General features: G+C 42.3%; 20 protein-coding genes and 1 pseudogene. 19 read left to right on the top strand and 2 right to left on the bottom strand.

Going from position 1 to position 22,159, the window contains the following annotated elements; translation table 11 throughout:
• The 11 genes and pseudogenes from FWE23_04975 to FWE23_04925 all read left to right on the top strand — a co-directional run.
• Positions 1 to 520, top strand: a 520-nt coding sequence (locus FWE23_04975) for a hypothetical protein (protein ID MCL2844789.1), incomplete at its 5' end; no start/stop codon positions are given.
• Positions 521 to 737: 217 nt separating this feature from the next.
• Positions 738 to 1,178, top strand: a complete 441-nt coding sequence (locus FWE23_04970) for a hypothetical protein (GenBank protein ID MCL2844788.1) — start codon at positions 738 to 740, stop codon at positions 1,176 to 1,178.
• A gap of 164 nt (positions 1,179 to 1,342) precedes the next feature.
• Positions 1,343 to 1,906, top strand: a pseudogene (locus FWE23_04965) (ADP-ribosylation factor-like protein).
• A 732-nt stretch (positions 1,907 to 2,638) separates the two neighbouring features.
• Positions 2,639 to 3,109, top strand: coding sequence for a roadblock/LC7 domain-containing protein (locus FWE23_04960; GenBank protein ID MCL2844787.1), 471 nt, complete (start codon positions 2,639 to 2,641; stop codon positions 3,107 to 3,109).
• Positions 3,106 to 3,996, top strand: a complete 891-nt coding sequence (locus FWE23_04955; GenBank protein MCL2844786.1) for a polysaccharide deacetylase family protein — start codon at positions 3,106 to 3,108, stop codon at positions 3,994 to 3,996. Before FWE23_04960 ends, FWE23_04955 begins: the two co-directional genes overlap by 4 nt.
• Before the next feature lie 78 nt (positions 3,997 to 4,074).
• Positions 4,075 to 7,527 carry an ATP-binding protein gene (locus FWE23_04950; GenBank protein MCL2844785.1) on the top strand — a complete coding sequence of 1,151 codons (3,453 nt, stop codon included), beginning with the start codon at positions 4,075 to 4,077 and terminating at the stop codon, positions 7,525 to 7,527.
• Between the two features lie 19 nt (positions 7,528 to 7,546).
• The gene (locus FWE23_04945; protein ID MCL2844784.1) at positions 7,547 to 7,948 is read left to right on the top strand and encodes a response regulator; all 402 of its coding nucleotides are present in this window, start codon (positions 7,547 to 7,549) and stop codon (positions 7,946 to 7,948) included.
• A gap of 122 nt (positions 7,949 to 8,070) precedes the next feature.
• Positions 8,071 to 9,360 carry a phosphopyruvate hydratase gene (gene eno / locus FWE23_04940; GenBank protein MCL2844783.1) on the top strand — a complete coding sequence of 430 codons (1,290 nt, stop codon included), beginning with the start codon at positions 8,071 to 8,073 and terminating at the stop codon, positions 9,358 to 9,360.
• A 107-nt stretch (positions 9,361 to 9,467) separates the two neighbouring features.
• A complete protein-coding gene (locus FWE23_04935; GenBank protein MCL2844782.1) occupies positions 9,468 to 10,220 on the top strand; it encodes a hypothetical protein in 753 nt (250 codons plus the stop codon).
• A gap of 111 nt (positions 10,221 to 10,331) precedes the next feature.
• Positions 10,332 to 12,029 (top strand): AMP-binding protein, encoded by a 1,698-nt coding sequence (locus tag FWE23_04930; protein ID MCL2844781.1) that lies wholly within the window; start codon positions 10,332 to 10,334, stop codon positions 12,027 to 12,029.
• Between the two features lie 14 nt (positions 12,030 to 12,043).
• A complete protein-coding gene (locus FWE23_04925) occupies positions 12,044 to 12,280 on the top strand; it encodes a phosphopantetheine-binding protein (GenBank protein MCL2844780.1) in 237 nt (78 codons plus the stop codon).
• 153 nt (positions 12,281 to 12,433) lie between these two features.
• Here FWE23_04925 and FWE23_04920 read toward each other — a convergent pair whose 3' ends face one another.
• Entirely contained in the window at positions 12,434 to 14,233 is a 1,800-nt protein-coding gene (locus tag FWE23_04920; protein ID MCL2844779.1) for an ABC transporter substrate-binding protein, read from the bottom strand.
• Between the two features lie 58 nt (positions 14,234 to 14,291).
• Between FWE23_04920 and FWE23_04915 the strand changes: the two genes are divergently transcribed.
• The 4 genes from FWE23_04915 to FWE23_04900 all read left to right on the top strand — a co-directional run bounded on the left by FWE23_04915 (position 14,292) and on the right by FWE23_04900 (position 19,179).
• Positions 14,292 to 14,882: a phosphatase PAP2 family protein gene (locus FWE23_04915; GenBank protein ID MCL2844778.1), complete on the top strand. Its 591-nt coding sequence runs from the start codon at positions 14,292 to 14,294 to the stop codon at positions 14,880 to 14,882.
• A gap of 5 nt (positions 14,883 to 14,887) precedes the next feature.
• On the top strand, positions 14,888 to 16,291 hold the full coding sequence (locus FWE23_04910; GenBank protein MCL2844777.1) for an ATP-dependent 6-phosphofructokinase: 1,404 nt from the start codon (positions 14,888 to 14,890) through the stop codon (positions 16,289 to 16,291).
• A 122-nt stretch (positions 16,292 to 16,413) separates the two neighbouring features.
• Positions 16,414 to 17,646 (top strand): phosphoglycerate kinase, encoded by a 1,233-nt coding sequence (locus FWE23_04905; GenBank protein ID MCL2844776.1) that lies wholly within the window; start codon positions 16,414 to 16,416, stop codon positions 17,644 to 17,646.
• A 48-nt stretch (positions 17,647 to 17,694) separates the two neighbouring features.
• Positions 17,695 to 19,179, top strand: coding sequence for a hypothetical protein (locus tag FWE23_04900; protein MCL2844775.1), 1,485 nt, complete (start codon positions 17,695 to 17,697; stop codon positions 19,177 to 19,179).
• A gap of 194 nt (positions 19,180 to 19,373) precedes the next feature.
• On the opposite strand, the gene FWE23_04895 is transcribed toward FWE23_04900, so the two are convergent.
• Entirely contained in the window at positions 19,374 to 19,565 is a 192-nt protein-coding gene (locus FWE23_04895; GenBank protein MCL2844774.1) for a hypothetical protein, read from the bottom strand.
• 134 nt (positions 19,566 to 19,699) lie between these two features.
• Between FWE23_04895 and rdgB the strand changes: the two genes are divergently transcribed.
• The 4 genes from rdgB to FWE23_04875 are packed head-to-tail and all read left to right on the top strand — an operon-like array spanning position 19,700 to position 22,131.
• Entirely contained in the window at positions 19,700 to 20,323 is a 624-nt protein-coding gene (gene rdgB / locus FWE23_04890; GenBank protein MCL2844773.1) for an RdgB/HAM1 family non-canonical purine NTP pyrophosphatase, read from the top strand.
• The gene (gene aroQ, locus FWE23_04885; protein MCL2844772.1) at positions 20,320 to 20,763 is read left to right on the top strand and encodes a type II 3-dehydroquinate dehydratase; all 444 of its coding nucleotides are present in this window, start codon (positions 20,320 to 20,322) and stop codon (positions 20,761 to 20,763) included. Before rdgB ends, aroQ begins: the two co-directional genes overlap by 4 nt.
• Entirely contained in the window at positions 20,760 to 21,335 is a 576-nt protein-coding gene (locus FWE23_04880; protein MCL2844771.1) for a hypothetical protein, read from the top strand. The genes aroQ and FWE23_04880 overlap by 4 nt, the downstream gene beginning before the upstream one ends.
• On the top strand, positions 21,322 to 22,131 hold the full coding sequence (locus FWE23_04875) for a hypothetical protein (GenBank protein MCL2844770.1): 810 nt from the start codon (positions 21,322 to 21,324) through the stop codon (positions 22,129 to 22,131). Before FWE23_04880 ends, FWE23_04875 begins: the two co-directional genes overlap by 14 nt.
• The last annotated feature ends 28 nt before the right edge of the window (positions 22,132 to 22,159 follow it).

Raw genomic sequence — 22,159 nt, 5'->3', positions numbered from 1 at the left:
GCGCCCCACGGTAAAAATTATAGACCCCGAAGCCGAAATAGAAGCTTCGTCGCGCTTCGGACGTTCGGACGACCTTGTAAGATACCGTTTATATCTGCTGAGAATAGAAACCGAGGGAATGCTTGCAGAAAACTACCAAATCGGAGCAACGGAGTTTTTTATAAGAACGGATGAGTTTCTTCCAAGCTTTATTCGCCAAAATACCTCGCGGGATAACAGATACGGAATTATTCTTGAGAACGCAGTAGTGTCCGATTTTGCGAGGATTTCGGTAATAATACCCGAGGCGGCAACGGTGAATTTGGCGATTTTGGATAATTTGGGCAATGTCGTATTTTCGGCGGACGATGTAAGGGCGGGTTTGAAACCCGCCCCTACGGCAGATGGTGCAATCGTCTGGAATATAACCAACCAATCAGGCAGATTCGTCGCCAGTGGTACGTATTTAATCATCGCCGAAGCAACAACCGTCAGCGGCAGGCGGTATTTATATTCCGCGAGAATTGGAGTGAACAGGTAAACCTCCGGAATTTTGTACGGATTACACTGTTTAACGGAGGTGTTTATGGGTAAAATTCCGATATTCGATAAGAATTGGCATTGAGAGGTAAGATAGCAAGAAACGCAAGGTTTTTGAAAAAAATAAAATTTTGAAAAAAATCTTGCTTTTTTGCTTTGTCATTTATTATATTATATTGATAAGAAAGTGTAATATTCCTAAAAATGGGAGGAAAGTTATGAAAGTTTTTAGATTGGTAGCGCTCGCAGTATTGCTCTTTGTGGCTACGTCTTTTGCTCAGAGACAATTTTTTGCTACGGCAACGGCAGAGGCGCCTATTTACGCCAATCAGACCCGCGCAATGAACGAAAGAGCGATTGAAACAATCGCAAGAGGCGGATCTGTAAGAGTGCTTGAAGAAAGAGGCAACCACTTCAGAGTAAGAACCGACGCAGGAAACGAAGGTTGGGTGGAAAGACGCCTTCTTCAACAAACCGAAGCGAGAAGAGCTATGACTTTTGACGACGTTGAAATTCACGGTTTCCTTGATAATGCAACGCCGATATTTATTACCGACGTTGAAGACGGAAGCACCGTTGAAATCGACTTAGACCGTTCTTTCGCGGACGCGCTTAAAAGAAGCGCCGACAGAGAAAGACATATGCGTTCAGTCAGATAATTTTGAGTGTATTTTGATTTTAACAGACCGTCGAGAATTCTCGGCGGTTTGTTATTTAAGCAAAAAAAACGCTATTTTAACAAAAATAACACTTTTTCTTGTTGGATTAAATTATATTTGTTATAAAGAATTACTAACGAATTGAAAATATATAGAGGGATAATATGGCAACAATCAACTATGCTGCTCGTGAAATAAATGTGAAGATTGTCTATTACGGTCCTGCCTTGAGCGGGAAGACGACAAACCTTCAGATTATTCACAAAAAAGTTCCGCAGGATTCAAAAGGCGATATGGTGTCGTTGGCGACTGAATCCGACAGAACTCTCTTTTTTGATTTTCTTCCGATTGACTTGGGGAAAATTAAAGGCTTTACGACAAAAATACAATTATATACCGTTCCCGGGCAAGTTTATTACAACGCAACCAGAAAATTGGTGCTTCGCGGGGTGGATGGTATTGTTTTTGTCGCAGACTCGGCGAAAGATAAGATGGATGAAAACATCGAATCTTTAGATAATATGGAAGAAAACCTTTCGGAATACGGGTATTCGTTAACTACAATTCCGCTTGTGCTCCAATATAATAAAAGAGACTGCGATGACCCGATGGGTATTGAAGAGCTTAACCAAAAACTTAATCGCCACAGTTCAAAGTGGGTTGCGGCAGTTGCTATGACAGGCGAAGGCGTTTTTGATACGCTCAAAGTAATCAGCAAAGAAGTTATAGATATTCTGAATAAAAAATACGAAGGCGCGGCATCGGCAAAACCGCAAGCTGAGGAAGACGAGTTTGTGCAAGAGGTAGAGACTGCGCCCGCCGCACCGGCTGTAGCTCCTGCACCCGTAAAACCTGCGCCCGTAAAAGCAGACCCTATTCCCGATTTTAAAGCAAAAGAAGAAGTTGCAGAGCAGGACTTTATAGAATTAGATTTGGATATTGAACCGACGCCTGCCGCAGTATCGGCGCCTGTGCCGCCACCGATTGTTGAAAGTGCGCCGCAGGAAGAATTTGATTTAGACTTTGAAGACAGTGTCGAAGGCGCGGCAAAACCGCAGGCGGCGCAAGTACAAGCAGACGAAGACTTTTTTGAAGCAGACCTTGAATTGGAAAATATGTTTGATGGACAGAGCGCTCCCGTTGTTGCGACAAAACCCGAAACATCGCCTGTAGCTGAAGCGCAGTCGATAATCTCGGATGGTCTGGACGATGATTTTGAAATATCGGCGCCGAAACAGACATCGGAAGAAGCGCAGGCGGTTGACCCTATAAGGGCTGCGCTTGAGAGAGGTAAAGCCGACAGTTTAATGCCACCTGCGAAAATGCACTTTTCGTCGATGAACAAGGGTGGGCAAATCGACCGTACATCGGTTCAGAAAAAGATGCCGATAAATCCGAAATACCAAAAGAGTTTTATGGATAATTTGTTCAAGAAAAACAAAGACGAGGAGTAAAAAAATATGGCTGAAAGAGACTTGATAATAAACGAACACGATATTTATAAACTGAATTTGGTGTTGACTAAAATCGTTGATTCGGGACAGTGCGACCTTATAATGGTAATAAACAAATCGGGTCGGCTTATATCGTATCAGGCGGAAGCAAACGCTTTCGACAAGGTTTCGCTTGCGGCTTTGGTAGTGGGAAGTTTTGCGTCCAGCAGTGCCATTGCACATATAGTCGGAGAAAAGGAATTTGAAACGCTTTATCAGGAGGGTGTTCTCTATCATTTGTATGTCGTTCAAATTGACCATAATAATATAATTACTGCGATTTTTACCGACAGAAGCAACCTTATGCGCGTAAAAACCGTTATTAACGATTGCAAATCCGCAGTCGCCGACGTTTTGGAAAATATGTACGCAAGGGTTGTTGCCGACCCATTCTTGAATTTGGACGTGTCGTCGTATAAAAAAACGGATAAAAAATGATTTTTACAGCGTTAGCTGTTTTATTGTTGCCGCTTTTGCTTGGTTTTTTTGCGGGACTTCTTGTGCCCCCAAATAAAAATGTGGGCGTTCTACTTTTTCACAGAATATCAAAGGGGATACCTCTGTCGCTTTCGCAGGTTTCGGCGGCGCAGTTTGAAGTTTTTTGTACTCAGCTTTCTCTCTCTCGAAAAAAAGCGGTTTTATTCAGCGAATTTACAATGCAAAAAGACGAGGTTTGTATCTGCTTTGACGACGGGCACAAGTCTGTCTTTGATTTGGCATTTCCCATACTTAAAAAATACGGGTTTACGGCGACGGTTTTTGCGGCGAGCGGGATAGCGGGCGGCGAAAAGATAGCGGATTTTTACAGCACAAAAAATATGATGAATGCCGAAAATTTGCAAGAATTAAGTCAAAACGGCTGGGAAATAGCAAGCCACGGAGTTCGGCATTTGGATTTAACGCTTCTTAACGATGAGACATTGGCGCAGGAATTGCTTAATTCCAAAAACGAATTAGAGAATGCAATATTTGACAGAGACAAGGCGGATAGGGGAGACAAGGCATGCCTTGTCTCTACGTTGTCCTTTCCTTACGGGGGGTGGAATGAGAGGGTGATAGAACAGGCAAAGAAATACGGCTACGAAAAATTTGCGGTTTACAGAAAGCACAAATTTGCCGACGGAAAAAATATTATTCCTGCGACGGCGATTTATCCGTTTGACGATAAAAAAGATATGCAAAGTAAAATTTGCGGAGAAATCAGAGGGACGACCGTCGTTCTTTCGACGCTTGTTCCACATTTTGCAAAAGGTACGCCGATTTTTTTCGGCAGTAAATTTTATAACTTGCGGAGAAAAACGGTAAATAAGCGAAATTTGGTATAAAATATTTTATTTTTACCCATTCTCTTGCAACAAATATTATTTTAGGGGCGGTAAACTTTCAAATAGGAGAGTTCAGGGGTGGTAAAAAATCTAACTTTTTTCAGAGCGGAAATAGTTTTATTGCCTGCTATAGCATTTCTTTCTTTATTGTGGTTATATTCATTCTATGTTATAAAGTATCGCGGTGAAGCGGTTGCAGGAAGTATGCTTCTGCCTTCCTTTATCGGGATTGTTATTGCGGTCATATCGTTTTTTATAATTGGGATAAGAATAAGGCAAACGGAAAAAAATTTTAAGAATGCGCAGAAATTATTAGAGGAAGAACACGAACGCGCTATGCTTATGATTGACTTGTCGCCTACGTGTATTCAGGTGTGGAGCAAAGAACTTGCTACAATAGATTGCAACGAGGCAGGCGTTAAGCTTTATGGATTTAAGAGCAAAAAAGAATACCAAGACAGATTTATAGCAGAATGTTCGCCCGAATATCAACCAAACGGGCGACGTTCCGACGAAATGGCTGTAGAGCTTGTCGGCAAAGCATTTGTTGAGGGGCGCTGTACTTTTAACTGGATGCACAGAATTCCTTACGATAATTCGCTTATGTTTGCAAAAATTACACTTGTCCGCGCCAAATATAAGGGTGAAGACGTTGTTTTGGGCTACACATACGATATGCGCGAACAAGACAAAGCGATGCAGGCGATAAAGTTGCGCGACGAAATGTTGAAAGCGGTTAATCACGCGGCTATATTGCTTCTTTCTACAAAAGAAGATGAGAATGTTGAGCGTTCGGTTGTAGAAAGTCTGGAGTTTGTAGGCAGGGCTATGGGCGGCGACCGCGTATATGTTTGGAAATGTGATATAACAGACAGTGAACACAGTTATACGGTTACTCACGGTTGGAACAGTGAAATAGCGAGAGAATTGCCTCCCGTACCCACGGGTGCGAAGTTTTCCGCAAAAGAAGCGGGCATTGATTGGGACGCTAAGTTTTTAAGCGGCGATTGTGTAAACGGCTCGCTTTCAAATATGTCTCAGGAAGAGGCGGTTTTTTTAAGCGTTTTCGGTATAAAATCGGTTGCTGTCGTTCCGATGTTTTTAGACGAGCAATTATGGGGAGTATTCTGCGTCGGCGATTGCAAAGAAGATAGAGATTTTTCAGACGAAGAAATCGCTATTCTGCGCTCGTTGAATTTAATGATTGCAAGCGCGATAAACCGGCAGGAATTAGTACGCAAACGCACGCGCGAACTTGCTTTGCAAACAACAATGCTCAACACGCTTTTTGATTCGATACCCGACCTTATTTTTGTTAAAGATTTGAATTTGCGTTATACGCATTGCAACAAGGCGTTTTTTGAGTATTGGGAAGATATTTTCGGAAAAAAGCACCAAGACATTATAGGAAAAACCGATTACGACCTTTGGAACTCAGATGAAAAAGCAAAAGAATTCGTCAATAATGATATGCTGACTATAAATGAAAACATAATGACTGTTTCGGAGGTAGAAATACCGATGGGTGAAAAAACTATGGTTTTTGAAACAACCAAAACGCCTATTGAGACAGGCGGCGAAATTGTCGGAGTTATGGGTATAGCGCACGATATAACAAATCGTAAAGAAATTCAGCGCGCCGCCGAAGAGGCGAGTAGGGCAAAATCGACATTTTTGGCAAATATGAGCCACGAAATTCGGACGCCTATGAATGCAATTATCGGCATTACCGAAATCTTGACGGAAGACGCCACGCTTCCTGAAAGTATATTGGAGGGATTAAGCAAAATTTACTCGTCGAGCAATTTGCTTTTGGGTATAATAAACGATATTTTGGATTTTTCCAAAATCGAGGCGGGCAAATTGGACATTGTTCCTGCGGAGTACGAGGTATCGAGTATGATAAACGATTCGCTCCACATGAATTTGACGCGTCTCGAAAGCAAACCGATAGAAATTGAATTGTTAATAGACCAAAATCTTCCAGCAAACCTCATAGGCGACGAACTTCGTGTGAAGCAAATACTTAACAATCTGCTTTCTAATGCGTTCAAATATACCGATAAGGGTAAAGTAGTGCTTTCTGTGCATTCCGAAGCGGTTTTAGACGATAATAAAATAATGCTTGTGTTGAGTGTACGCGATACGGGTTGCGGAATGTCTAAAGAGCAGTTGAATAAACTTTATGAAGAATACTCTCGCTTTGATTTGGAAAAGAACAAAAATGTTGAAGGTACGGGGCTTGGTTTAGCCATAACAAAACATTTGACGCAACTTATGGGCGGCGATGTTCGTGTAGAAAGCGAACCTAACGTAGGAACTTTGTTTGTTGTGCGGCTTTTGCAGGAAAAAGCTGATGACAAAATTTTAGGCGCCGACAATGTTGCAAATCTTAAACAATTCCGAAGCAAATACATTTCCAGCAGAGAAAGAAGACAGATTTTGCGCGACCCGATGCCTTACGGAAGTGTCTTGGTTGTTGATGATATGGAAACAAATCTGTATGTCGCCGTAGGGGTTATGAAACCTTATCAACTGCGAATAGAAACGGCAACCAGCGGGCAAGAGGCAATAGATAAAATTAAAATGGGCAATGTGTACGACATTATATTTATGGATCACATGATGCCCGAAATGAACGGATTGGACGCGACAAAGATAATTCGCCAAATCGGCTACACAAATCCGATAGTTGCGCTTACGGCAAATGCCGTGGTGGGGCAGGCGGAGATATTCCTGAAAAACGGATTTAACGAGTTTATTTCTAAGCCAATAGATATTCGCCGTTTGAATATGGTTTTGAATAAACTTGTGCGCGACAAACAGTCGCCACAAGTTTTAGCCGCCGCGCGCCAAGAAGCCGCCGCGCGCCAAGAAGCCGCCGCGCGCCAAGAAGCCGCCGCGGCGGCGCAAGCGTGTTTAGTCGATAAGGGCGAAACAAAGTCATTTTTTACCGACAAAAAAGTGGATGGAATAAACATTGTCGAAGGCTTGGAAAAATACGACGGCGACGAAGAAATATACCTTAAAATTCTACGCTCGTACGAAAAGAGTGTAAGCGTGCTTTTACCCGAATTGGAAAAAGGCGAAAAAACAGATAAGCTCGAAGAGTATCAAAATGCGACCCACAGCATAAAGGGAGCAAGTTATGGTATTTTTGCGGATGATATTACAAACTCGGCGGCAAAACTCGAAGCCGCGGCAAAATCCAAAGACTTGAAATTCATAAAAGAGCACAATTCGGCATTCTTGGAGACACTGAAAAAATTACTTTCGGACTTGAGCACAATGATTACACAAATAGACGCAGAAAACGAAAAGCCCCAAAAAGAAAAGATTGACGCCGACATTTTGGAAAAACTTGTTGCCGCCTGTAGAGACTTCAGTATGGACGGTGTTAGCGTTGCAATGAAAGAAATAGAAATGTATCGATATGCACAAGACGCCGACCTTGCAGTTTGGTTGCGAGACAGCGTTGATAAAATGGATTTTTCGCAAATTGCAGAAAAATTATCGAAAGAAAAAATTTAATTTAAGGAGAATAAAACTTATGAGTGCAAACACCCGCAAAAAAATCTTTTATGTTGACGATATGCCAAGCAATTTGGTTTCGTTGAAAAGCCGATTGGACGCTTATTACGAAGTATATCCGTTCCCGTGTTTTGACAAAATGTTCAAGTTTATGCAAAATATCAGACCCGATTTAATTATTTTGGACGTAAATATGCCCGAAATAAGTGGTTTTGACGGAATTGAATGTCTGAAAAAAGACCCGAGTTTCAAGAATATTCCAGTAATCTTCTTAACTTCGGAAGACGGAATTGAAAGTTCTATGAAAGGACATAATTTTGGTGCGGCGGACTATATATCCAAGTCTTCTCTCTCGCTTTCTCTCTCTAAGGATTCGGATTTAATCAAGCGCATTGAACGACAACTGGAAAAAAATAATTAGGGGATAAAAACGCCAATCAAGACAAAATTTGTTAAATTTCAGCGAAATTCCGAAATGTCTTGATGGAATAACGTATTTTTGCAACGATTTTATTTAATTTACAATTTAGTCGGAGGTTTTTTATGGCTTATATTGAAGACATTTTCGCAAGAGAAATTTTGGATTCCCGCGGAAATCCCACCATTGAAGTTGATGTAACACTTGAAAGCGGCGTTCGCGGAAGAGCGGCAGTGCCGAGCGGCGCGTCAACGGGCGAAAACGAAGCGCTCGAACTCAGAGACGGCGACAAATCGCGCTACTTGGGTAAAGGCGTTCTTAAAGCAGTCGAAAACGTAAACGAAGTTATCGCTCCCGAGCTTATCGGTCTTTGCGCTCTTGACCAAAGAGGCATCGACAAAAGAATGCTTGAACTTGACGGAACAAAAACAAAAAGCAAACTCGGCGCGAACGCAATTTTGGGCGTATCGCTCGCAGTAGCAAGAGCGGCGGCGGAAGAGCTTGATATTCCTCTTTACAGATATATCGGCGGAACAAACACATTCACGCTTCCCGTTCCTATGATGAACATCATCAACGGCGGCTCGCACTCGGACGCTCCTATCGCGTTCCAAGAATTTATGATTAGACCTGTTGGCGCAAAGTCGTTCAAAGAGGGCTTGAGAATGGGCGCGGAAGTTTTCCACAGCCTTAAAAAAGTTCTTCACGACAGAAAACTTTCGACAGCAGTAGGCGACGAGGGCGGTTTTGCTCCTAACTTGGCAGGCGGCACCGAAGACGCGCTTAACACAATCCTTACCGCTATTAAAAACGCAGGCTACAAAGCAGGCAAAAAAGCGGACGGCGGCGATGTTTCTATAGCTTTGGACTGCGCGGCAAGCGAATTCTACAAAGACGGAATTTACGATTACACAAAGTTTGAAGGACCCAACGGCAAAAAACTTACTTCTGCACAGCAAGTAGATTTCTTGGCAAAACTCGCGGAAGACTATCCGATTGACTCAATCGAAGACGGTATGGGCGAAAGCGACTGGGACGGTTGGAAACTTTTGACAGACAAAATCGGTAAGAAAATCCAAATCGTAGGCGACGACTTGTTTGTAACAAACGTTGAATACCTCAAAAAAGGTATCGATATGGGTTGCGCAAACTCAATCCTTATTAAAGTAAACCAAATCGGAACGCTTACCGAAACTCTTGACGCTATCGAAATGGCGCACAGAGCAGGCTACACTTCTGTTACTTCACACAGAAGCGGCGAAACCGAAGACAGCACAATCGCAGACATCGCGGTTGCAACAAACAGCGGACAAATCAAAACAGGCTCGCTCAGCCGCGCCGACAGAACTGCAAAATACAACCAACTTCTCAGAATCGAAGAAGAATTGGGCGAATTGGCGGTTTACGGAAGATAACACACTTGCCGTGCGGGCGATTTGACGCTTCGCGGGGCGTGTTTTTATAATAGCAGGGGCGAAATTTTATAGTTTCGCCCCTGTTTTTTTTAGGGAGTGAAAAGTTAATGCAAAACAAAATAACTCAAGAAGTAATAGAATATATTGATTGGAACGAATTTTTTCGTTTCTGGAAAATCAGAGATACTGATTGCGACGAGGCAAAAAAACTGCGCGCAGATGCCTTGGATTTAATAAAAAAACTGCAAAATGAAAACTTTTACTTCGGCGAGGCAAAAATTGAGTTTTTTGATGTGGAAGCGCAAGGCGACGATATAATTATTTGCGCCAAAGAGCCCGTTTTATTGCGCTTGCTTCGACAACAAACTAAAAAACCACAGGGGCAACCGTATTATTGTTTATCGGATTTTATTGAAAAAGGCGATAAAATAGGCGTTTTTGCGATAACGGTAGGCGCGGAATTTGACAAAAAATCTCAAGAGTTTGCCGAAGCCGACGATATGTATTTGTCGCTTTTGTATGCGTCTTCGGCACAGCGGCTTGTGGAGGCGTTGTCGGAATATTATCACAAAAAATACCTTGACGGGAGACACGGAATACGTGCGGCGGCAGGTTTTCCATCGCTTCCGGATATACGAATTATGAAAGATATAGACAAAATTCTCGATTTTAAAAGTATAGGTATAACTTTAAGCGAAAATTATATGATGTCGCCGCTTTCGTCGGTCTGCGGGTTTTATATTACTAATCCCAAAGCAAAGTATTTTGCGGTTGGAAAAATTGGTGAAGACCAGCTGAAAGACTACGCAGAAAGAGGCGGAGAGAGCGTGAGTGAAGCAAAATTTTGGCTCGGCGGATAACATAGGATTATGCTCGTTTTCACTTTTTTTCCGTTTATGGCGCGGAAATAACGTATTTTATGGCAGTTTTATATGTCTTTTTTAACTTTTATTTTGGGGAGAATTTGTTAAATGATTAAGGGAATGCTGAAAACTACGAGTAAGCCGTACCCTCTTTACAATAGAGAGATGGTTAGGGACTTAAAAGACCTTATGGATTATGCAAGTAAAAAGTGGGGTGAAAAAAACGCTTTTTCTTTTGAAGACGACAACGATAAGGAAGTCAATATTTCATACACCCGCTTTAAGCAGGAAATAGATGCGCTGGGAGCGGCGTTTTACGAAAAAAACATAAAAAATGAAAGAATTGTCCTGCTTGGCGAATCTTCGTATTTGTGGGTATTGTCGTATTTTGCGGGTGCAAACGGCGGAAGCGCTATGGTGCCGCTTGATAAAAATCTTTCTGCTGAACAGCTGGAGGTATTAGTAAAAGACAGCGAGGCGGGCGTTCTTGTTTATTCCAATGATTTTGCCGACATTGCCGAAAAAATCAAAAGCGATAAACTTAAATTAAAACTTAATCTGCACACAGACATTGTTAAAATGATAGAAAGCGGAAAAGAGCTTGTTGCGCAAAACGCTCCGTCTGCAAAAGAATTTTTGGAATATAAAATTGACTCCGAAAAATTGGCGGCGATAATTTATACTTCGGGAACTACTGGAAATTCCAAAGGCGTTATGCTAACGCATAAAAACCTTGCTTCCAATGTAAATCAAGTTGTACTTGCCGCCGAAGTTTACGGAAGAGTGCTTATGGTTTTGCCGCTTAATCATTCCTTTGCGTTTATGGCTTGCGTATTGTGTCCGTTATATTACGGATGTGATATATGTATAAACAAATCGCTTCCGAACGTATTGGCTGATATGGGTAAATTTAAGCCCGACAGCATTCTTCTGGTGCCGCTTTTTGTGGAAAAATTTTATGCTCGTGTCTGGGCAAGCGCAGAAAAATCGGGCAAGGCAAAATTGCTCCGAAAAATGATAAAAATCAGCAACTTCCTGCTTAAATTCGGCATTGACCTTAGAAGAACGTTGTTTAAGGCGGTACACTCGGCATTCGGCGGAAATTTGACTTTGATTGTAACAGGCGGCGCTCCTATTGACGAAAGATACATTCAGGGCTTCCGTGAATTGGGCGTAAATACTATAAACGGCTACGGAATTACCGAATGCTCGCCCGTTGTTTCGGTAAACAGAAATTTCTGGCAGAAAAAAGGAAGTATCGGCTTCATTCTTCCCGGCATAAACATTAAAATATTTGAACCGGACGAAAAAGGAATGGGCGAAATTTGCGTTAAAGGCGACAACGTTATGATGGGCTACTACAACAACGCAGAGGCAACCAAAGAAGCGTTCTTTGAACATCCCGACGGCAAGTGGTTCAGAACGGGAGACGTGGGATATAAAGACGAGGATAACTTCCTTTACATCGGCGGACGTAAGAAAAATCTCATAATTTTGAGCAACGGAGAAAACGTTTCTCCCGAAGGTATGGAACAGGAAATTATGACCGAAATGCCATACATTATGGAAGTTGTCGTTTTCCAAGATGACGAGGAAAAAGTGATTGTAGCAGAAGCGTATTTCAATCCCGAATACATTGAGCAAACGGGAACGCAGGACGTCGATTACGCGAAAAAATTTGCAAGGGACATCGTTGAGTACAACAGAAAACAGCCGCCGCAAAAGAACATCGGGAAAACTTTGGTGCGCGACGAGGAGTTTCCAAAAACGACGACGAAGAAAATTAAAAGAAATTACAAAAAATAAAAGGAGTGAATTTTATGTTAGAAAAATTTCAGGAAATTGTCCGCGAGGCAAAAGGCGACAAGTCCATTGTAGTTGAGCCCGAAATGGCATTGCTTTCGGATTTGAAACTTGATTCGTTTGACGTTGCAGGAATAGTAAACGAAATCGAAACTGAATTTGACATTAAAGTGAACGACCGCGATATTAACACGCTCAAAACCGTGCAAAATGTTCTTGATTATATTAACGAGAAACAAGCGGCAAAAAAGTAAAAGAAACTTTGGAACAAGAATAAAAAGGACGGAAATAATGCTTCCGTCCTTTTTTGTGTAGGGGCGGGTTTCAAACCCACCCTTACTGTATCAAACACGAGATTAAACACAGGCGGGCGGTGATTTGGGCGGGTTTCAAACCCGCCCCTACAATTATCTTATATAAATATACTCAATATTGTGAATGAGCGACTCCATTGTTGCTAAATGTGCCGTTAGGTGAATGTTGCCGAGGCGATTGTTTACGCCTAAGATGACTTCGTCGATTGGCAAATATACAAAATGGCTGTGTTTACGGTCTATTCTTTGCCATTCAAAATACAACTGCGCGCGTTTTTCCTCGTCCATTTCTTGGACTGCCAAATTAAAGATTTCGGCAATTCGCAGTTCGTAATCTCGGTCGATTTTCGCGATTTTGTTGCCGTTTTTGTCTTGGCGTTGCGGATTTATTATGTATCTTTGCGAATTATGCATTATTGACGAGCGTGCAAAATGCGGGTCTGATATCCCGCCCATCGAAAATGCGACTACGTCCCAGTTGAAAGTGTTGAATACACGCGAAATCATAGTGTTGAACTCTACAAAATCCAAGTGAACGCGAAAGCCCAAGTTTTCCAAGTCTTTGCGAACTATGCCGAACATTCGTGAAATTCGCTCTACCCCAGCGCTTGTAGTAATGGTAAATTCTACGCGATTGCCCGCGTCGTCGGTACGGAAACCGTCGGCGCCTCGCAAAAATCCGATTGAATTAAGTAGCGAGTCGGCTCTTTGTGGATTGTAGTGAAATTGTTCGAGGTCGGGGTCGGAGAATTTGCCTTTGTGATTTCCCCAAACTCCCGCGGGCGGATGAGCCAAGCCGTTAAAAACGATGTTGATAATTTCGTCGTAATTTATGGCGTATGCGGCGGCTTGGCGGAAAGTTTTATCGCGAAACCAACGCTGTTTTATCGGGTCGAGGAACGGCTGCCCTGTTTCTTCGTTAATTTGGTTGTTTTGGTTAAATACAAAAAATCTGTTGAAAAGACGCGGTCCTACGCGGAATATTCTGAAGTTTCCTTCGCGCTCCCTTGGCTTAAGAAGCGGAAAATGTTCGCCGCTCAGCATATAGTGGTCAATTCGTCCGTTTTGAAACATCATTGTTTGCATATTCGGCTCGCGGATTATTGCAAAACGCACAAAGTCGAGGTAGGGGAGTTGGTTGCCCTCGGCGTCTCTTTTACGGTAATACGGATTTCGCTCCAGAATTATTTGTTGTCCCAGTTCTACGCGAGACAACATAAAAGCTCCCGTCCCGACGACATTTTTCGGATTTGTGCCGCTCGAAAGAAAGGCTTCCATTGTAGCGTTTGCGGCGTGTTCTGCGTAAAGGTGTTTGGGCATAATCGACATTCCGACAACCGTTAAAAACGGCGCAAAGGGTTTTGGCAAATTGAAGACAACCGTGAAACTGTCGGGTGCGCTGACGTCTATTTTTTCGCCGTCCACGCGAAAATTGTGATTTAGCGGCGAATTAAGGCGGTCGTTATAGACTATATCGTTAAAAGTGAAGAGAACGTCTGCCGATGTCAGTTGTACGCCGTCCGAAAAATAAACGTCGTTGCGTAAATTAAACGTCCACACTAAGCCGTCGGGGGACATTTCCCAGCTTTCTGCAATATTCGGCTCAAATTCCATAGTTATGGGGCTCCGTCTTACAAGTCCCTCAAAAATAAAGCCCAAAACTTCCATAGAATATCCCGAACTTGTAAGCGCGGGTGCAAATCCGTCGGGGTCGCTTGCCAAAATCAGATTGATTGTTCCGCCGCGATTTCCGATGTTCGGCACAAACGCGCGCCCGATGCTGTCGAGTTGTTCGAGGGTGTATTGGTCTCTGCTTTCTTGCGAAAAACTTGTATTTTGTCCGCAAGATACGAAAAATACCGCAATCAATGCGCAAATAAAGTATTTTATCATAAAATAATCCTTTTTTTGTTGTTTTACGACAGAAAAATAATTTATGTTAGAGGTGATTATGTTAACAAGTATAGATTATCAGTTATTTCTTTTTTTTAATACTTTCTTTTCAAATCCGTTTTTTGACTTCGTGATTCCGCATATAACTTCGGCTACGAATCTTACGATATTCTACTTTTCGCTTTCGGCGATTTATATTGCGATGGCAAAAGATAAAATATTGGCGTTAAAAAGAGTTGTTGTCGCCTCCATAATTTTGGGGCTTGCCGATTTGCTCGGGGCGAGAGTGCTTAAAGAATTTTTTGAACGTCCTCGTCCGAACAATGCTCTTTATTTTGTGGACGGCGTACATATTTTGTTTCCGAATGTCAACTTTGGACGACCGAGCAACGCTTTTGTGTCGTTTCCGAGTAATCACGCAATGACAAACGCCGCGGTGGCAACGGTTTGGACGCTTTGGGCGCCGAAACTGTGGTGGATTTTTGTGCCTTTTGCATTGTTTATCGGCTTTACGCGTATTTATGTAGGTGTTCATTATCCGCTCGATATACTTTTCGGCTTCATTTTCGGCGCAGGTCTCGGGTTTCTCGCCTATAAATTATCGAAGCGGTTTTTAGAGAAAAAAACAGACAAAAAAATAAAGGAGTAAAACTTATGGTTTTTGATTACGGAGAAGTTTGTACGGATGACTTTATTGTGGAAATGCTTGGAGAACGAAACGTCGATTCGCCGATAGAATTGACATCGACTGAAACCAGAGGAAATTACTTGCCGAATTTTGTAGATGACAGCGAGTCTATAATTCTCAACGGGCATACGGATAAAAAGTATTTGGAAGAAGCGCTGAAAACGAAAGACGAGAAATACAAACCTATTTTTATTGAGGCGGCGGGACCTCGGGAAAAAATTTACTTTGAGCCTCATAAGGTAAAAGCCGCCATAGTTACTTGCGGTGGATTATGCCCCGGTCTAAACAACGTTATTCGTGATATTACATATACTCTCAGAAGATACGGAGTTGATGAAATTATCGGCATAAGCAACGGCTACAAGGGTTTTTTGCGCGAATTTAATTATCCGATTGTTTCTCTCAGCAGAGACGTGGTGCGTTATATTCACCGTGAGGGCGGAACTATTTTAGGTTCATCTCGCGGCTACGGCGACAGGACGAAAGACATTGTTAATCGTTTGGAGGATAAGGGAATAAATATGCTCTTTACGATAGGCGGCGACGGAACGCAAAAGGGCGCGCTGAGAATTTATGAAGAAGCAAAACGCCGCGGTCTGAAAATTTCGGTAGTGGGAATTCCCAAAACCATAGATAACGATTTAAGTTATGTGCGCAAGTCATTCGGATTTGAAACGGCGGTTGAAGAAGCGGCAAAAGCAGTGTTGTCGGCGACCACCGAAGCAAGAAGCGCGCCAAACGGGGTAGGGCTTGTAAAACTTATGGGGCGCGAATCGGGATTTATTGCGGCGCACACGGCTATAGCGGCAAAAAACGTGGCGTTTGTGCTTGTTCCCGAAGTTCCTTTTGAATTGGAAGGTAAAAACGGATTTTTGGAATCTCTTCGCAAAAAAGTGCTTGACCCCAAATACGGATATGCGGTTGTTGTTGTAGCTGAGGGCGCGGGGCAAGACCTTCTTAAAAAATCCAGCGAAGGAAAAGAGGAGCAACTTGACGCGTCGGGCAATAAAAAATTAGACGACATCGGAACTTTTTTGCGCGATAAAATTATGAAGTATTTTGCCGATAAGGAAACCGATTTGAATATGAAATACATAGACCCGTCGTATATGATACGAAGCCAACCTGCTAATGCAAACGATTCCATTCACTGCTCGTTGCTTGCGGCAAACGCCGTTCACGCGGCAATGGCGGGTAAAACGGGAATACTTTTGGGGATTGTTCATAATTATTATGTGCACGTTCCTATAGAAATGGCGGTAAAAAGTCGTAATACATTGCCTCCGAATTCTACAATTTGGCGGGCGGTTTTGGAACTAACAGGACAGCCGCCGCTTATGAAACAGGATGCGGTAAAGTGTAATTGTTAATCTTTTTTGCATAGTTTTGAGGAAATATTTACAAAAATAGCGAAAAAATTGAAATCGTGTGTGGGAAAATATTATTTTCACGACAAATTTAACTGATTTTAACAAAAAGGAAGGGATACAAAATGGCAAAATTGTTTATTGAAGACCTTGATTTGGTCGGAAAAAGAGCGTTGATACGCGTGGATTTTAACGTTCCCGTAAAAAACGGCGTTGTGGAATCGGACAAAAGAATTAAAGCGGCTTTACCCACAATTAAATACGCGCTCGATAAAGGCGCATCAGTTATCTTAATGAGCCATTTGGGAAGACCAAACGGACAGGTAAACGCAAAATACACTCTTGCTCCCGTAGCAAAACGCTTGGAAGAACTTTTGGGCAAACCCGTAAAATTTGTAAATGACTGCGTTGGCGCAGAAGCTGAAGCGGCAACCGCGGTGGCAAAAGCTGGCGATGTAATTTTGCTCGAAAACCTGCGTTTCCATATAGAAGAAGAAGGAAAAGTGAAAAACGACGACGGCACAAAAACCGAAGCTACCAAAGACCAAATCGCGGCGTTTTGCGCGTCATTGTCGAAACACGGCGACGTATTCATTAACGACGCATTCGGAACTGCTCACCGCGCGCATTCTTCTATGGTCGGCGTAAATCTTAAAAGAGCAAGCGGATATTTGCTCAAAAAAGAATTGGAATTCTTGGGTGATGCGGTTGCAAACCCCGTTCGTCCTTTTGTAGCGATTATCGGCGGTGCAAAAATTTCCGGTAAAATCGATGTTGTAAACGCGCTTCTTCCGAAAGTTGATAAACTTATTATCGGCGGCGGAATGGCTTACACGTTCCTTAAAGCGCAAGGCTACGAAATCGGAAATTCTCTTTGCGAAAACGACAAAGTTGATTTGGCAAAAGAACTTCTTGCAAAAGCGGGCGACAAAATCGTTCTTCCGATAGACAGCCTTTGCACGACAAAACTTGACTTTGACGGCAGAACAATTGCCGACGAGCATATTTACGATTACGACAAAATGCCCGCAAACGAAGAAGGTTGCGACATTGGTCCCAAATCAATGGCGAAATTTGTTGACATCGTAAAAGGCGCAAAAACAGTTCTTTGGAACGGTCCTATGGGCGTATTTGAAATCGCGGCGACCGCAAAAGGAACATTCGCGGTAGCGCAAGCGCTTGCTGAAGCGACAGCAAACGGCGCAATTACGGTTATCGGCGGCGGAGATTCGGTTTCGGCTATCGAAAAAGCGGGCTTGGAAGACAAAGTTTCGCACGTATCGACAGGCGGCGGCGCAAGTTTGGAATTCTTGGAAGGCAAAGAACTTCCCGGTGTTGTTGCGTTGAGCGATAAGTAAACATAGAAAAAAAGTTAGAAGAAAATAATTTTCAAAAGGAGTTTTTTTATGAAGTTTTCAAAAGTATTTTTAGTTGTAGCGGCGGCGTCTGCTATGGTATTTGCACAAAATGACGCAGACGAGTGGTTTACTACCCCCCCCCCACCTGCGGCGGCTCAGCCGACTTGGACAGCGCCTGCGGCGACTTCTCCGACAACAACAAGAGAGCGCAATCGTAATCGCAATATTGGCGTCAGAGTTTCCGGCGATCTTTATCTCAATCCCGGATTTGAATTTGCGAATAATTATCGCCATCGTGAAGAGCAACGCAGGAACCCGGACGGTTCTCCTGTGCTCGACAGAGATGGTCGCCCGGTAATAGATACAGTAAGAGTAGATAACGTCGAAGATTGGTTTGACATTATGTATAATTGGAACGTTCGCCTTGGACTTGATTTCAACGAAAGAGTTTCGTTGGATTTTCGTTTCAGTAATCCTGCAGGATACGCAGGCAATAATATGAACAGATTGAGTGGACTTTGGCGGGGAAGCGAAGTTACGACGGGGCAGGACGACTGGTTTAGAGGCTGGTCTATCCCAAGAGTTCCGAATGCATTCATTACTTTGAGACCTAATTCAATGTTTTCTTTTTACGGCGGACTTCTTGAGATTAAAGGCAACACCGCCCTTGATTTTGTTGCAGGAGTTGAGCAAAGGGTACACGCTCCGCTTAACAATAGTGCAGGAGGGCTTTGGACAAGTTATCAGAACTGGAATGCAATCACCAATGCTTCTCAGGTTGGCTTAAAAATGGATGTAGAGCTTTCTCCTGATTTTACGCTTAATTTTGCGGCGCTTGCTCCAACTGATGTTGATTTCCGTTTTATTTTTGGTGCAGACATCGGTTTAGGGGCTCTTACACTTAGTCCGATTATAACTCTTCGTTCTTTTGATGCTCTTTCGTATAGTTTTGAAAACATAGACGAAGAAGAGGTATTCAGAACGCCTGTGTTGTTTACATACGGAGCAGATTTGGGTATTGAATTAAGCGATGCCTTTAACCTTGAAGTAGGCGCGGCGCTTGGACATATTCGCCTTCATTACGATGAAAGTGAAACTAATATTCCCGGTGTTGGCACAAATAGCGAAAACGAAAGACTTACGGGTTTTGGTTTTCTTTTGCGAGCTGCTCCGACGATGACATTCGGAATAAATGAAATTGCATTTTCATACAGCTTTGGTGTTGCAAGATTTACAGATAAAGAATATATTGAATCAAACGTGCCCGGTGCCAGCGGAAGTCATACGACAAAAAGTATAACATCTTCTGCGTTTAATGATTTGGCGTTGGATTGGAATTTTAGATTAAGCGACAATTTTGCTTTTGGACCGCAATTTGCAATGGCGTTCAGAAGAGACAGGTATAGAGTGCAATATGACAACGCATTCCCTTCTCCAAACCTTTTGCCGTCTTCTTCTGACGACATAGATGATAATAAACGCACAGGTCTCAGAGCCGCTCGTTTGGGACTTGGCTTTACAGCAAACTTCTAATTCTTTCTTGAATTTTGCTTATAATTAAAGAGAGCCGAGAAATCGGCTCTCTTTTTTGTTTTGGCATAATAAGAAAAAGGCGAGTTTCCTCGCCCGTTATTATACTGCACTCGGCATTATTTTAGTGTCTTTAAATATGAAAAAGAAAACCATAGCCGCAACAGCCATACCGCCACCCATTACCATTAATTCCATTATTTACCACCTTTCATTAAAAGACCAAATACAAAAATTATTAACGACAAAATCAAACCAACAGACACACTCGTTAAATCAAATTTTTGTCCGAACGCTCCACCTATAACGCCACCCACAAAGACAGCAAGGCTGATATTGATAAAATATTCGCCCGCTATTACTTTGCATTTCCCTTTGTCTAATATCATAAATCCACCTTTCTTTTAATTAAAATACTATTTTTTCAATATCTTATGCAAGTAAAATACTTCTCTTTTGTTTTTTGTGTTTTTTTTAGATGGCAGATAGTATTTTTGTATCGGAAAAAGGAGAAGAAAAAAAAATGAAAATCTTAGTTGCGACGTCTAATGCGGGTAAAGTTAAAGAGATAGGCGAAATTCTCAGAAAAATTAACAATCAAATCGAGATTTTATCGTTGAAAGATATTTTTGACGAAATTCCGGAAATCCCCGAAAATGAGAGAACTTTTACGGGCAATGCGCTTGCAAAGGCAACTTGGCTCGCCGAAAGATTTGACGGAAATTGGGTTTTGGCAGACGATTCGGGATTGGTTGTCGAAGCGCTCAAAGGAGCCCCCGGTGTTATATCGGCAATATATGCGGGTGAGCCGAGAAGTGATAAAAGAAACATAGAAAAATTGCTTAGCGAAATGCAGGAATTTCGTGATGAAAAACAACGAAAAGCGCATTTTACCTGCGCTATGGTTTTGGTTTCACCCGTCAGCGACAAATCGTTTGCGGCAATCGGAAAATGTAAAGGCAAAATCGCTTTTGCCCAAAGCGGTTCGGGCGGTTTTGGCTACGACCCCGTGTTTATTCCCGACGGATACGATAAATCATTTGCAGAACTGTCTTCGGGGATTAAAAATGAGATTTCGCACAGAGCAAACGCACTCGAAATACTGACCGATATTTTTGAGGATATTTTAGACGGAGGAAATCTATGAAAATCGGAATTTTGAACGGACCTAATCTTAATTTTTTGGGTAAAAGAGAGCCGCAAATTTACGGTAAATTAACGCTTGACGACCTTAAAAACCAACTCTTAACAGAAGCGCAAGGCAAAAACATAACACTCGAATTTGCGCAAAGTAATGTTGAGGGCGAACTTATAAATATTATTCAAAAATGGTCGGGCGAAAATTTTGACGGCGTAATTTTTAATCCGGGCGCATATACACACACTTCTGTTGCGCTTTTTGACGCAATTTCGTCGGTCAGCCTTCCGTTTATTGAGGTGCATATTTCAAATATTTACAAGCGCGAAGAATTTCGTCGTCATTCTTTTACAGCTGGGGCAAGCGAAGGTGTAATTTCGGGCTTGGGCTTCTTTGGGTATGTTGCCGCAATGCATTATTTAGCGCAAAAAACAGGTGATAAAAAATGATAAAAATAGCAACTTTGGGTCCCGAAAGAACATTTTCGGACAAAGCCGCGCAAAAATATTTGGAGAAACATCCAAACTTGCAGGCACAAATTGTGTATGTGCAGACAATAACAAATGTTTTTGAAGAATTGTCGGCGCAAAATTGCGACCTCGGCGTAGTTCCTGCCGAAAACAGCACAAAAACACAAGGCATTGTGAAAGAAACCCAAGTTGCATTAAAAAATTTTAAAGTCAGTATTATTGACGACTTGGTTTTGCCCGTAAAACTTTCATTCTTTTCTAAAGCGGAACCCTCGCAAATCAAAAAAATTTTTGTTAAAGAAGAAGCACAAAATCAATGTCTTAAATTTTTGAGCGAATACTCATCAAATAAAATCATTCATACTGATAGTAATATAGACTCTTTTAAAAAACTGAACGAAGATTTGAGTTTGGAAAGCGCCGCAGTTGTTCCAAGTCATCTTTTTGAAGAGTATTCGAGAAATTACAAATTTTGCGTTAAAAACATTACCGATGAGGCGGATAATCGCACTCGCTTTCTTGTATTAAAAAAATCAGATGAAACTAATTAAAACCTTTGTTGCAATCACGTTTTTGGGTATTGCGAGCGTTTTCGCACGTCTTCCCGAAAATCCGGGACTGTCTGTTATTGATGGCGGAACGGGCGCAGGCGGAAATTCGCCGATGATTAACGCTATATACAACACCGAGCGGCAAAGATTAGTTTTAGAAATGGGTGGAGTTTCGTATTATGACACTCCAGTTTTTGACAGGGGAGAGCAGATAACAAATTTTTTCTGCGGAGCACTTTTAAGAAGCGGTGAAAATAGATTTTCGTTTTCAATGACTTCTCTGAACGCCTTTGAATTATATTCGGAAACTAATCTTCGTGCGAGTTTTGGCAGGTCTTTTATACGAATTTTGCACTTGGGACTTATCGGAGACTATTTGGTTTATCGAAGCGAGGGCGAGGCAATTTACGGAGCAGGCGGCGAAATCGCCGGTGGAGTGGGCAATCGAATAATTATGGGAACTGTGGCGTATTCGGTTCAAAATATAGGCGACGAAACGTATAACCCGATAATCCAAGAAATAAAAGCAATAATTCGCCTGAAAGAAAACCGTTTTGGAAGTCAGGCGGCGGTTTTTCGATACGACGACTTCACCCGTCGAACTTCTGCGGAATTGGCGTATTCGCTTATTCTTCACGAATATGTAAATATGGGCGTTTCTTTTGTGCCGAAACCCTTTATAATAAAAATCGGGCTTGTTTTTAATGTAAAACAAACCCGTTCATACGCCGCATTTTCGCTTCATAACGCTTTGGGATTGAGCAAGTATGCAGGTGTTCAGTATTTAGTGAAATAGGGAATTTTCTGTAGGGGCGTATTGCATA

The organism is Chitinivibrionia bacterium (genome assembly GCA_009779925.1).
Lineage (GTDB): Bacteria > Fibrobacterota > Chitinivibrionia > Chitinivibrionales > Chitinivibrionaceae > WRFX01.
This window is presented reverse-complemented; position numbering and strand designations above follow the sequence as displayed.

What these genes read in the sequence shown, in the direction of transcription:
- FWE23_04875 (MCL2844770.1), top strand. Translation starts at nt 21,322, where the DNA reads ATGAAACTAATTAAAACCTTTGTTGCAATCACGTTTTTGGGTATTGCG.
- rdgB (MCL2844773.1), top strand. Translation starts at nt 19,700, where the DNA reads ATGAAAATCTTAGTTGCGACGTCTAATGCGGGTAAAGTTAAAGAGATA.
- FWE23_04880 (MCL2844771.1), top strand. Translation starts at nt 20,760, where the DNA reads ATGATAAAAATAGCAACTTTGGGTCCCGAAAGAACATTTTCGGACAAA.
- aroQ (MCL2844772.1), top strand. Translation starts at nt 20,320, where the DNA reads ATGAAAATCGGAATTTTGAACGGACCTAATCTTAATTTTTTGGGTAAA.
- FWE23_04920 (MCL2844779.1), bottom strand. Translation starts at nt 14,233, where the DNA reads ATGATAAAATACTTTATTTGCGCATTGATTGCGGTATTTTTCGTATCT.
- FWE23_04910 (MCL2844777.1), top strand. Translation starts at nt 14,888, where the DNA reads ATGGTTTTTGATTACGGAGAAGTTTGTACGGATGACTTTATTGTGGAA.
- FWE23_04970 (MCL2844788.1), top strand. Translation starts at nt 738, where the DNA reads ATGAAAGTTTTTAGATTGGTAGCGCTCGCAGTATTGCTCTTTGTGGCT.
- FWE23_04905 (MCL2844776.1), top strand. Translation starts at nt 16,414, where the DNA reads ATGGCAAAATTGTTTATTGAAGACCTTGATTTGGTCGGAAAAAGAGCG.
- FWE23_04915 (MCL2844778.1), top strand. Translation starts at nt 14,292, where the DNA reads ATGTTAACAAGTATAGATTATCAGTTATTTCTTTTTTTTAATACTTTC.
- FWE23_04960 (MCL2844787.1), top strand. Translation starts at nt 2,639, where the DNA reads ATGGCTGAAAGAGACTTGATAATAAACGAACACGATATTTATAAACTG.
- FWE23_04895 (MCL2844774.1), bottom strand. Translation starts at nt 19,565, where the DNA reads ATGATATTAGACAAAGGGAAATGCAAAGTAATAGCGGGCGAATATTTT.
- FWE23_04925 (MCL2844780.1), top strand. Translation starts at nt 12,044, where the DNA reads ATGTTAGAAAAATTTCAGGAAATTGTCCGCGAGGCAAAAGGCGACAAG.
- FWE23_04955 (MCL2844786.1), top strand. Translation starts at nt 3,106, where the DNA reads ATGATTTTTACAGCGTTAGCTGTTTTATTGTTGCCGCTTTTGCTTGGT.
- FWE23_04930 (MCL2844781.1), top strand. Translation starts at nt 10,332, where the DNA reads ATGATTAAGGGAATGCTGAAAACTACGAGTAAGCCGTACCCTCTTTAC.
- FWE23_04935 (MCL2844782.1), top strand. Translation starts at nt 9,468, where the DNA reads ATGCAAAACAAAATAACTCAAGAAGTAATAGAATATATTGATTGGAAC.
- eno (MCL2844783.1), top strand. Translation starts at nt 8,071, where the DNA reads ATGGCTTATATTGAAGACATTTTCGCAAGAGAAATTTTGGATTCCCGC.
- FWE23_04900 (MCL2844775.1), top strand. Translation starts at nt 17,695, where the DNA reads ATGAAGTTTTCAAAAGTATTTTTAGTTGTAGCGGCGGCGTCTGCTATG.
- FWE23_04945 (MCL2844784.1), top strand. Translation starts at nt 7,547, where the DNA reads ATGAGTGCAAACACCCGCAAAAAAATCTTTTATGTTGACGATATGCCA.